Origin of the sequence: Comamonas sp. CAH-2 (assembly GCF_009668305.1) — a bacterium.
Classification (GTDB): domain Bacteria; phylum Pseudomonadota; class Gammaproteobacteria; order Burkholderiales; family Burkholderiaceae_C; genus Comamonas; species Comamonas aquatica.
On record NZ_VSWF01000035.1, the window covers coordinates 26,968 to 37,566 of the forward strand.

The window sequence follows — 10,599 nt, forward strand, 5'->3', positions numbered from 1 at the left end:
GTTGCCCATTTCGCACACTGCACGCCTTGCGCCTGCCGTGGGCGGGCCTGTGTCTTGCTTGCCGCCACACCGCCCGCCTGCGCAGGGGCACCCCGTGCCGTGCGCCCTTGCCCATTGCCTGCCTATCGAAGAACACCCCGAGCCCCCGCTTCCCCACCATGTCCGAAGCCATCCACCCCTGCCTGAAGTGCGGCGTCTGCTGCCAGAACTACCGCGTCGAGTTTTCCATCTACGAGCTGCAATCCATGGGCGGCACCGTGCCCGACCACCTGGCCCACGAAGTGAACGGCAACCGCGCCCGCATGAACGGCACGGAACGCCACCCCGTGCGCTGCGTGGCCCTGGGGGACCTGGGCAACGACTGCATCGGCTGCACCATCTACGAACAGCGCTCGCGCCCCTGCCGGGACTTTCCGTTCGCCTCGTATGGCTGCCACGACACCCGCGCCAAGTTCGACCTGCCGCCCCTGACCGAGGACGAGATCACACGCTGGCAGGAAGCGGTCTGAGCCACCAGCGCCCAGACTGCGCCATGCAGAAACAAGCAAGGCCTGGGGCGCTGACAGCACCCCAGGCCTTCGGTGGGCTGGGCAGGTCAGCGCCGGCCACTGGCCGGCGCCTGCCTCAGGGCTTTTTCACCGCCGGGGCACAACGCGCCCCCTCGCAGCCGCTGCACCCCCCGCAGCCCGCCGACTTGCTGGCCACCGGGGCCAGGGCTGGCACCCAGCGCCCGGCATGCTGGCGCCAGCGCCGCGGCAGGTAACGCCACAGCAGGGACACCGCGGCCAACGCCACGACCACGCCCACGATCCATTCTTGCCACATACCCGCGTTCCTTTCGTTCAACCCCAACCCAGCGCCACGGCGATGCGGTAGGTCACAAAACTGGCCAGATAGGCCAGACCGAACAGATAGCCCGCCATGATCAGCGGGTAGCGCCAGCCATTGGTCTCGCGCTTGACCATGGCCAGCGTGGAAATGCAGTGCGGCGCAAACACGAACCACACCAGCACCGACAGGGCCGTGGCCAGCGACCAGCTGTGTGCAATCAGCGTGCCCAGCTGTTCGGCCACATCATCGCCGGTGGCCGACAGGGCATAGACCGTGCCCAGGGCGCTGACCGCGACTTCCCGCGCCGCCATGGCCGGCACCAGGGCGATTGCAATCTGCCAGTTGAAGCCGATGGGCGACAGCACCATCTCCAGCAAGTGGCCGATCTGACCGGCGTAGCTGTAGCGGATCGCCCCTTCGGTGATGCCCTCGGGCGCCCCGGGGTAGCTGGCCAGGAACCACAGCACGATGCTGACCGTCAGGATGATGCCGCCCACGCGGCGCAGGAAGATCATGGCGCGCTCGTACAGGCCGATGACCAGGCTGCGCACGCTGGGCCAGCGGTAGGCCGGCAGCTCCATCAGCAGCGGGGTGCGGGCCAGGTTGCTGCGTCCCAGCTTGGCCACCCAGGCCACGGCCATGGCGCTGAGGATGCCGCCGATGTACAGCGCAAACAGCACCAGCCCCTGCAGGTTGAACACGCCGGCCACCGTCTGGTCCGGGATGAAGGCCGCAATCAGCAGCGCATACACCGGCAGGCGCGCCGAGCAAGTCATCAGCGGCGCGATCATGATGGTCAGCAGGCGGTCGCGCCAGCTGGGGATGGAGCGCGTGGCCATGATGCCCGGCACCGCACACGCAAAGCTGGACAGCAAGGGGATGAAGGAGCGCCCGGACAGCCCCACCGTGCCCATGATGCGGTCCAGCAGGAACGCCGCGCGCGGCAGGTAGCCCGAGTCCTCGAGCACCAGGATGAAGAAGAACAGAATCAGGATCTGCGGCAGGAACACCAGCACCGAGCCCGTGCCAGCAATCACGCCATCCACCAGCAGGCTGCGCAGCACCCCTTCCGGCATGGCACCCGACAACCACTCGCCCGCAAAGGCCACGCTGCCTTCGATGCCGTCCATCAGGGGTTCGGCCCAGCTGAACACGGCCTGGAAGATCAGGAACAGGGTCACCAGCAGCAGCAGCGTGCCCCACAGCGGATGCAGCACGACGGCATCGATGCGGTCATCGAGCTGGGTCGGCTGCGCCGGCTCCTGCACCGTCGCCTGCATGATCTGGGCCACCTGCTGGTGCAGGGCCAGCAACTGCTCGCGCGTGTTGCGGCCCACCTCGATGGGAAAGCGGGGGTCCGCCACCGGCGGCGGCAGGCGGTGCGCGGCCTCGCTGTCCAGCCAGGCCAGCAAGTCCCTGGCCCCCGCCTGGTGCACGCCCACGCTCTCAACCACCGGCACACCCAGCAGGGCGCTGAGCTGGGCCGTGTCGATCTGCAGGCCCTGGCGCCGCGCCATGTCGCTCATGTTCAGCACCAGCAGCATGGGCAGCCCCAGCGCGCGGGCTTCCAGCACCAGGCGCAGGTTCAGCCGCAGGTGGGTGGCATCGGTCACGCAGACCAGCAACTCGGGCGGGGCCTCGCGGGCATGTTCGCCAGTGACGATGTCGCGGGTGATGCGTTCGTCCTCGCTGTGGGCATCCAGGCTGTAGGTGCCCGGCAGGTCCAGCAGGCGCACGCGGCGCTTGCCGGGCGTGGTCAGCCAGCCCTCCTTGCGCTCCACGGTCACGCCGGCGTAGTTCGCCACTTTCTGGCGCGCGCCCGTCAGCAGGTTGAACAAGGCGGTCTTGCCGCAGTTGGGGTTGCCCAGCAATGCAGCGCGCAGGGGGGCTGCTTCGCTGGGCGTGGCGGCACGCCCCAGGTGCACCGTCGATTCACGCGCGTTCATGCGTTGGCCTCCGGCTGTACCAGCACCATCGACGCCTCATGGCGACGCAGGGCAAATGTGGCCTGGCCGATGCGCACGGCCAAGGGATCGGCACCGGGGAAGCCGGCGGCCACCACGCGCACCGACTCTCCAGGCAAAAAGCCGATTTCCATCAGGCGCAGCAGCAGGCCTTGCTCGTGCTCGGTGGTGGCAGGGGCCCAGTCCACCACACGGGCAGGCACCCGCAAGGCCAGAGAATCCAGACTGACCAGGGCGGCAGAACCACCTGGGCGCGCAGATGCAGCCACCGGTGCCGGTGCTGCCGAAGAAGAAGTGTGCATACGAGTTTTAATTGATTTTGATTCTTATTGTCTTTCTGGCGCCACCGCCGTCCAAGTCCGCGGCATGAACCAGACTTCCGCCAAGGGACTTTGCCCCGATTGCCCCGGCGCCCTGTAGGGCACCGCATTTCCCGGAGACAATGCGCAGCTCCCGGCCTTCTGACGCGCCCATGACCCACCCCTGCCTGTCCTGCGGCGCTTGCTGCGCCTCGTTCCGTGTCGATTTTTCGGTCTACGAATCCGAAGAGAACGGCGGGCGCGTGCCGCGCGGCCTGATCGATGCAGTCACCGACTTCACCTGCCGCATGCGCGGCACCGACCATGCCCGGCCACGTTGCGCCGCGCTGACGGGCAAGGTCGGGGAGCAGGCCGCCTGCGGCATCTACGAGTGGCGCCCCTCGCCCTGCCGCGAATTCGCCGCCGGCTCCGACGCCTGCAACCGTGTGCGCCTGCGCCATGGCCTGCCAGCGCTGGAGCGCGGATTACTGTAAGACTATGTAATCTCCTGGCCTGCACCACCTCAGGCAGGCCACGCGCAGACAAGGGACACGCGGCAGGCGCACACTGTCCACATCGCCCACTCCCCAGCGGAGGCTGACATGTTCACCTTGTGGATGCTGATTGCCAGTGGACTCATCGTCGGTGGCTTGCTGGTGGCGGTGCTGTGCATGGAACGCACCCTGAGCGACAACGCCAGCGACTTGTAACGCACCGCCCAGCGCAATTGCGTTCAATACACTGCCACGGCATCCCGGCACAGTGCCGGGCTGTGAACCTGTTATCCACCCTCCCCCTGCTGCCCACGCTGCTGGCCATGGCCAGCTTTGCCCTGGTGGGCGCCATCACCCCCGGACCGGTCAACGTGCTGGCATTGCGCCACGGCAGCCAGGGCCTGCGCCTGGCGGCGCTGCTGTATGTGCTGGGCGCCAGCCTCAGCTATGCACTGATCGTCGCGGGCATGGGCCTGTTTGCCAGCCAGCTGACACAGGCGCTGCCACGCTGGGCCGGCACCGCCCAAGCCCTGTGCGCCGCCTACCTGCTGTGCCTGGCCTGGAAGCTGGCGCGGGCACCGGCCGACCACCCCGGCCCTGCCGCGGGGCACCATGCCCCCGCGCTGTGGCCGTCCTTTGTCCAGGGGGTCGCGATCCAGACCCTCAACCCCAAGGCCTGGCTGTTTGCCCTGTCGGCCGTCGGCGTGTTCGCCCTGCCCGCGTCGGAGTCCAGCCCCGGCGCCCTGCTGGCCCTGTGCGCCATCTCCCTGCTCGCCTGCCTCGTGGGCGTGGGCTGCTGGGCGGTGCTGGGCCGCGTGCTCACGCAGTGGCTGCGCACGCCGCAACGCCAGCAATGGCTGCACCGCGCGCTGGCGGCGCTGCTGGTGGTCAGCGTGCTGGGCATGCTGGCATGATGGCTCCCATGACCGCGCCCGTGCACCAGTTCCACCGCCACCCGGCCCTGCCCTGGGCCGAACTGCGGACCAGCCGCCAGTCGCCCCACTGCTACCGGCTGCACATGCATGCCGAGTATTCGTTCGGCCTGGTCGACGCCGGCACGGCCCTGTTCCAGCACCCGCAGGGACCACAGGCCCTGGCCCCGGGGGATGTGGTGCTGATCGAGCCCGGCATCTGGCACGCCTGCAACCCGGCGCAGCCCACGCGCTGGTCCTACCGCATGCTGTATGTGCAGGCCGGGTGGCTGCACGACCAACTGGGTGTGGACGGCCTGCAGTTTGTGCAACGCCACCTGCGCAGCGCCGCCAGCACCGCCACCTTGCAGCGGCTGTGCCAGGCCCTGGTCACAGGCGACGCCGCGGGCTGGACCGCGCAGTTGCGGGAATGGCTGCACGCCGACCAGCTGTGCCATGCCCGCCCCAGCCCAGCGCCAGCGATGGGGGAACCGGCAGTGCAACAGGCCCTGCAGTGCCTGCACCAGCACCCGGACGCGGCCCCCAGCGTGCAGGACCTGGCCGTTGCCGGTGGGATGAGCCCCTCGCGTTTCATCCGCCACTTCAAGGCCGCCACCGGGGTGACGCCCGGCGCCTACCGCTTGAACCTGCGCCTGAACGGCGCGCGCCACCTGCTGGCCCAGGGCGTGGCACTGGCCGACGCCGCCCACGCCATGGGCTTTGCCGACCAGGCCCACCTGCAGCGCAGCTTCAAGGCCCACCACGCGCTGACGCCAGGGCGCTACGCCCAACCCCAGGCGCATTGACCCACCCCAGTGCCTACTGCGGAAATCCGCGAGCAGCACCATCGCCAGGCGCGATAACGCCGATACTTGCAGGCTTTGCTTGAACACAGGACGGAGCTGGCGCATGGCCGATTTCCACGACATCCAACGCCGCGAAACCGGCTTGCAACAACACCTGACCAGCGCGCAGATGGTGATGATCGCCATCGGTGGCGCCGTGGGCACCGGTCTGTTCATGGGCAGCGCCTTCGCCATCGGCTTTGCCGGCCCGGCCGTGCTGGTCAGCTATGCCATCGGCGCCTTCATCGCCCTGCTGCTGATCGGCTGCCTGGGCGAGATGACGGTGGCCCACCCCACCTCGGGCTCGTTCGGCGCCTATGCCGAGTACTACCTGGGCCCGCTGGCCGGCTTTGTGGTGCGCTATGCCTACTGGGCCGCGCTGGTGCTGGCCGTGGGCATGGAGGTCACCGCCGTCGGCATCTACATGGCCTACTGGTTCCCGCAGGTGCCGCAGTGGATCTGGGTGGGCGTGTTCTCGGCCCTGCTGATCGGCATCAACCTGCGCAGCGTGAAGGTCTATGGTGCGGCCGAGTACCTGTTCTCGGCCATCAAGGTCGCCGCCATCGTGGCCTTTGTGCTGATCGGCAGCTACGTGGTCTTCGGGGCGCGGATTCCGGGCATCGGGCTGGAGAACTACCAACTGGGCGGCGGCTTCTGGGCCAAGGGCCTGTGGGGCATGTGGCTGGGCGTGATCGTGGCCATGTTCAGCTACCTGGGCGTGGAAGCGATTGCCGTGGCCGCCGGCGAGGCCCAGCACCCCCAGCAGGCCGTGCAGCGCGCCATGAAGACCACCGTGCTGCGCCTGGTGCTGTTCTACCTGCTGACCCTGGCGCTGATGCTGGCCATCGTGCCCTGGACCGAAGCCGCCACCCAGACCAGCCCGTTTGTGCGCGTGATGGAGATCATCGACATCCCCTACGCCGCCGGGGTGCTGAACTTCGTGGTGCTGGTGGCCGCCCTGTCGGCCATGAACAGCCAGCTCTACACCACCTCGCGCATGATGTTCAGCCTGGCGCGCGCCGGTCATGCGCCCGCCCGCTTCGGCCAGACCAACGCCAGCGGCGTGCCCGTGGCCGCCATCCTGGTGTCCAGCCTGGGCGCCGCCGTGGCCATGGTGATCAACGCCTTCTGGCCCGAGCAATCCTTCATGTGGATGATGTCGATCGCCATGTTCGGCGCCATGTTTGCGTGGTTCATGGTGTTCGTCACCCACCTGGCCTTCCGCCGCCGCCGCGACCGCGAAGGCGCCGACCGCGTGCCGTTCCGCATGTGGGGCTTCCCCTGGCTGACGCTGCTGGGCGCCACCCTGATGGGCGCCGTGCTGTTGACCACTTTGTTCACGCCCGCCTTCCGCCTGACCCTGGTCTTCGGCCTGCCCTGGCTGCTGGTGCTGACCCTGGTCTACTGGCGCCTGCACCGCCGCTGAAGCCGTCACCCCCACCCGCTGCGCGGCACTGGGCACAGTCACTCGGCCGCCCGGACGGCCACGCCGCTGCGACAGCCAAGGGCTGCACTGCGCTAGGCCTGGGCCCGCAACCACGCCAGCAGGTCGGCCTGCAGGCTGCCAGGCTGGATGGGCTGCGGCGCCAGCAGGCAGTAGCGCGATCCGTCTTCGACAAAGCCCAGCGGCGCCGCCAGCACCCCGCTGTTCAGGTCGTCGCGCACCATGTGCCAGGGGCCGATGGCCACCCCCAGCCCCGCCACCGCCGCCTGCAGGCTGAAGTAGAAATGCTCGAAGGTCTGCCCCGCGCCCTCGGGCAGGGGCTGGCCGGCCGCCGCGGCCCACTGCGCCCAGGCCCCGGGCCGCGTGCGCGTATGCAGGCAGGGGACACCGGGTGGGCACCCCGCCTGTGCCGGTGCCACGCCAAACCAGGCCGCCACCTTGTCCGGGCGGCAGACCGGCCCGACCTGCTCCGCAAACAGGGGCGCGGCATGGCAGCCGGGCGGCCAGGGGAAATCGTTGCGGCGAATGGCCAGATCCATGCCACTGCCAAAAGCAAACGGCCCGCCCCCGGCGACCAGGTGCACCTCCACCCCCGGGTGCCGGGCCTGGAAGTCCGGCCAGCGCGGAATCAGCCAGCGCATCAGCAGGGTCGGCTCGCACGACAGCACCCAGCGCCGCTGCTGGCGGGCGCTGGCGCGCAGCTCCGCCACCGCCTGGCGCATCAGATCCAGCCCCTGGCCCACGGCCCGCGCCAGGGTGCGCCCCGCATCGGTGAGGTAGACGCGCCGGCTGCGGCGCTCGAACAGGGCCACGCCCAGTTCCTCCTCCAGCAGGCGCACGGCCCGGCTGACGGCGCCATGCGTCAGGTGCAGCTCGTCAGCGGCGCGACTGAAGTGCTCCAGGCGCGCCGCCGCCTCGAAGCAGCGCAGCGCCAGTAGCGAGGGCAGGCGGTCGCTGTTTATTGGTGATTCCAATTCACCATCTTTGTCAGAAATCATCGTTATGCCATCCCGTGTCAGCCTTTTAGCATGCAGGCCATTCACATTGATTCACAGGATAGAGCATGACCGAATGGATAGCTGTCATCACCATCACCTTGCTGGCCGTCATCAGCCCCGGCCCGGATTTCGCCATGGTCACGCGCAACAGCCTGCTGCTGTCGCGCCGCGCCGGGGTGGGAACGGCGCTGGGCATCGCCCTGGGCGTGCTGGTCCACGTCACCTACACCCTGGTCGGCGTGGGGCTGCTGATCCAGCAGTCCATGGCGCTGTTCCAGGTGCTCAAGCTGGTCGGCGCCGCCTACCTGATCTACCTGGGCGTGAAGATGCTGCGCACCCGCGCCAGCACCCCGCAGGCCGACCACGCCGCCGCGGCACTGTCGGATGCCGCGGCGCTGCGCACGGGCTTTCTGACGAATGTGCTAAACCCCAAGACCACCGTGTTCATCGTCAGCCTGTTCATGCAGGTGGTGCAGCCGGACACGCCGCTGGCGGTGCAGATCGGCTATGGTGCCTTCATTGCGCTGGCCCATGCGGCGTGGTTCAGCCTGGTGGCGCTGTGCTTTTCGGCCGGCGCAGTGCGGGCGCGGCTGCTGGCCGTGCGCCACTGGATCGACCGGGCCTTTGGCGGACTGCTGGTCGGCCTGGGCCTGCTGCTGGCCGTGGCCCGCGGGTCGCGCTGAGCTGGCACCTGCCCAGGGCCTGCACCGGCCACCACCACGGCATGCCGGCCGCCCCGTGACCCCACTACCCTCAAGGGGCAAGTGCCTGTGGGCCGTGCCAGGCGCCCCACGGCCCAGCTGTGGTGCAATAGCCCCCTAGCCGCCCGCACCATGCCCACCACCAACGCCCCGTCCATCTGGGACATTTCCGCCCCCGTGCACCGCGCCAGCCCCGTCTACCCGGGGGATGCGCCCTACCAGCAACGCTGGAGCGCCAGCATGGCCGAGGGCAGCGTGGTCAACCTCAGCACCCTCAGCCTGTCGCCGCACGTGGGCACGCACGCCGATGCGCCGCTGCATTACGACGCCCAGGGCGCCGCCGCCGGCGCGCTGGACCTGGCGCCCTACCTGGGGACCTGCCGCGTGGTGCATGCCATCGGCTGCGGGCCGCAGGTGCAATGGCAGCACCTGGCCCACGCCATCACGCCCGACCTGCCACCGCGCCTGCTGGTGCGCACCTACCGGCAGGCGCCGCAGGACTGGGACCCCCAGCTCAGCGGCATCGCCCCCGAGGTGCTGGCGCGCTTGGCGGACCTGGAGCTGCGCCTGATCGGCATCGACACTGCCAGCATCGACCCGGCCGACAGCCACGCGCTGCACAGCCACCAGGTGGCACGCACGCGCCAGTTGCGCGTGCTGGAAAACCTGGTGCTGGACGCCGTGCCCGAGGGCGACTACGAGCTCATCGCCCTGCCCCTGAAGCTGATGGAGGCCGAGGCCTCACCCGTGCGTGCCGTGCTGCGCACTTTGGGCACACAATCGGGCTAAAACGCTGACTGGACCAGCGCAGACAGCTATCAAAAACCATGCAACAACGCATTGCCATCCTGGACTTTGAAACCACGGGCATGAGCCCCGCCCACGGCGCGCGCGCGGCCGAGGTCGGCATCGTGCTGGTGGAGGGCGGGCGCATCGTCGACCGTTTCCAGAGCCTGATGGATGCCGGGCAGAGCATGCCGTGGAACATCACCCAGCTCACCGGCATCAGCAGCGCCATGCTGCGCGCCGCGCCGCCGGCCGACGCTGTCATGCGCGAGGCCGCCGCTTTTGTGGGCAGCACGCCACTGGTGGCGCACAACGCGGCCTTCGACCGCAAGTTCTGGGTGGATGAGCTGCAGCGCGCCGGCTGCGATGCCACGCAGCCCTTTGCCTGCACCGTGCTGCTGTCGCGGCGCCTCTACCCCGAGGCGCCCAGCCACTCGCTGGGCCGCATCGTTCGCCACCTGCAGCTGCCGCCGGCCGACAAGGCCCACCGCGCGCTGGCCGATGCCGAGATGACGGCCCACCTGCTGCTGCGCATGCAAAGCGATTTGCAGCGGCACTGGCACATTCCCGATCCACACCACGCCCTGCTGTGCAGCCTGCAAAGTTGCCAACGGGCCCACGTGGCGGCCCTACTGCAGCGCAGCGCGCAGCAGCAAACCCAGCCGACGCTGCCGGGGCTGGACATCGCAGCAGCGGGCTGAGTCCTCATTTTCTGTAGCGGATAGCGCAGCCGCTTCAAGGCTTTGGTGGTGTTTTCTGTCTGAAACGCCCTGCCATTCAGCGCCGGCCGCTCCTTGTTTCAAACCGCTTCCTGCGCCAGCAATTGCTGCTTGCGCGCCAAACCCCAGCGGTAGCCGCCCAGGCCTCCGTCGCTGCGCAGCACGCGGTGGCAGGGCACCAGCACCGCCACCGGGTTGGCCGCGCAGGCACTGGCCACGGCGCGCACGGCCCGCGGTTGACCCAACGCCTGGGCCAGCTGGGTGTAGGTGCAGGTCTGCCCGCCGGGAATGCGCTGCAGCGCCGCCCAGACCCGGCGCTGAAAGTCCGTGCCGCCGACCACGTCCAGCGGCAGGCGGTGCGCCTGCGCGGGGTGGGCCAGCAGCGCCAGCACCTCATCGCTCCAGTGGTGCAACGGCGTTCCGCCCGTCTCCAACTGCGCCTGCGGATAGCGCTGCGCCAGCTCCTGCACCAGGCTGGCCTTGTCATCGCCCAGCAACACGGCCGCAATCCCCTGGCCGGTGGCCGCCACCAGCACCTGCCCCTGCGGGCAGCTGCGCACCGTGTAGTGCAAAACCAGGGGGGCGGGCGGTGTGGAGGGCGTCGGGC

13 protein-coding genes are annotated in these 10,599 nt (G+C 69.3%); 8 read left to right on the top strand and 5 right to left on the bottom strand.

Going from position 1 to position 10,599, the window contains the following annotated elements:
• The first annotated feature begins 158 nt into the window (after window positions 1-158).
• Window positions 159-509 (top strand): YkgJ family cysteine cluster protein, encoded by a 351-nt coding sequence (locus tag FYM52_RS15455; RefSeq protein ID WP_043384469.1) that lies wholly within the window; start codon window positions 159-161, stop codon window positions 507-509.
• Between the two features lie 115 nt (window positions 510-624).
• On the opposite strand, the gene FYM52_RS15460 is transcribed toward FYM52_RS15455, so the two are convergent.
• Genes FYM52_RS15460 through FYM52_RS15470 form a run of 3 tightly spaced genes read right to left on the bottom strand, consistent with a single transcriptional unit; the run spans window position 625 to window position 3,097 of the window.
• Window positions 625-825: a hypothetical protein gene (locus FYM52_RS15460; RefSeq protein WP_154164738.1), complete on the bottom strand. Its 201-nt coding sequence runs from the start codon at window positions 823-825 to the stop codon at window positions 625-627.
• Between the two features lie 17 nt (window positions 826-842).
• Complete coding sequence (locus FYM52_RS15465) at window positions 843-2,777, bottom strand: ferrous iron transporter B (protein WP_154164739.1); 1,935 nt, start codon at window positions 2,775-2,777, stop codon at window positions 843-845.
• Complete coding sequence (locus FYM52_RS15470) at window positions 2,774-3,097, bottom strand: FeoA family protein (protein WP_154164740.1); 324 nt, start codon at window positions 3,095-3,097, stop codon at window positions 2,774-2,776. Before FYM52_RS15470 ends, FYM52_RS15465 begins: the two co-directional genes overlap by 4 nt.
• Window positions 3,098-3,267: 170 nt before the next feature.
• Here FYM52_RS15470 and FYM52_RS15475 point away from each other — a divergent pair, with 170 nt between their 5' ends.
• The 4 genes from FYM52_RS15475 (at window position 3,268) to FYM52_RS15490 (ending at window position 6,770) form a co-directional block, all read left to right on the top strand.
• Window positions 3,268-3,588, top strand: coding sequence for a YkgJ family cysteine cluster protein (locus FYM52_RS15475; RefSeq protein WP_042414034.1), 321 nt, complete (start codon window positions 3,268-3,270; stop codon window positions 3,586-3,588).
• A gap of 278 nt (window positions 3,589-3,866) precedes the next feature.
• The gene (locus FYM52_RS15480) at window positions 3,867-4,502 is read left to right on the top strand and encodes a LysE family translocator (protein WP_370513858.1); all 636 of its coding nucleotides are present in this window, start codon (window positions 3,867-3,869) and stop codon (window positions 4,500-4,502) included.
• An 8-nt stretch (window positions 4,503-4,510) separates the two neighbouring features.
• Entirely contained in the window at window positions 4,511-5,305 is a 795-nt protein-coding gene (locus tag FYM52_RS15485) for an AraC family transcriptional regulator (protein WP_154164741.1), read from the top strand.
• Window positions 5,306-5,408: 103 nt separating this feature from the next.
• Window positions 5,409-6,770 (top strand): amino acid permease, encoded by a 1,362-nt coding sequence (locus FYM52_RS15490; RefSeq protein ID WP_042414037.1) that lies wholly within the window; start codon window positions 5,409-5,411, stop codon window positions 6,768-6,770.
• 92 nt (window positions 6,771-6,862) lie between these two features.
• On the opposite strand, the gene FYM52_RS15495 is transcribed toward FYM52_RS15490, so the two are convergent.
• A complete protein-coding gene (locus FYM52_RS15495) occupies window positions 6,863-7,786 on the bottom strand; it encodes a LysR family transcriptional regulator (protein ID WP_154164742.1) in 924 nt (307 codons plus the stop codon).
• Window positions 7,787-7,851: 65 nt separating this feature from the next.
• On the opposite strand from FYM52_RS15495, the gene FYM52_RS15500 reads away from it, so the two are divergent.
• The 3 genes from FYM52_RS15500 (at window position 7,852) to FYM52_RS15510 (ending at window position 9,974) form a co-directional block, all read left to right on the top strand.
• Complete coding sequence (locus FYM52_RS15500) at window positions 7,852-8,469, top strand: LysE family translocator (RefSeq protein ID WP_154164743.1); 618 nt, start codon at window positions 7,852-7,854, stop codon at window positions 8,467-8,469.
• 150 nt (window positions 8,470-8,619) lie between these two features.
• Window positions 8,620-9,276 (top strand): arylformamidase, encoded by a 657-nt coding sequence (gene kynB, locus FYM52_RS15505; RefSeq protein WP_154164744.1) that lies wholly within the window; start codon window positions 8,620-8,622, stop codon window positions 9,274-9,276.
• A gap of 38 nt (window positions 9,277-9,314) precedes the next feature.
• Window positions 9,315-9,974, top strand: a complete 660-nt coding sequence (locus FYM52_RS15510; protein WP_154164745.1) for a PolC-type DNA polymerase III — start codon at window positions 9,315-9,317, stop codon at window positions 9,972-9,974.
• 98 nt (window positions 9,975-10,072) lie between these two features.
• On the opposite strand, the gene FYM52_RS15515 is transcribed toward FYM52_RS15510, so the two are convergent.
• The coding region (locus FYM52_RS15515) for a methylated-DNA--[protein]-cysteine S-methyltransferase (protein ID WP_154164746.1) at window positions 10,073-10,599 on the bottom strand (527 nt) is incomplete at its 5' end.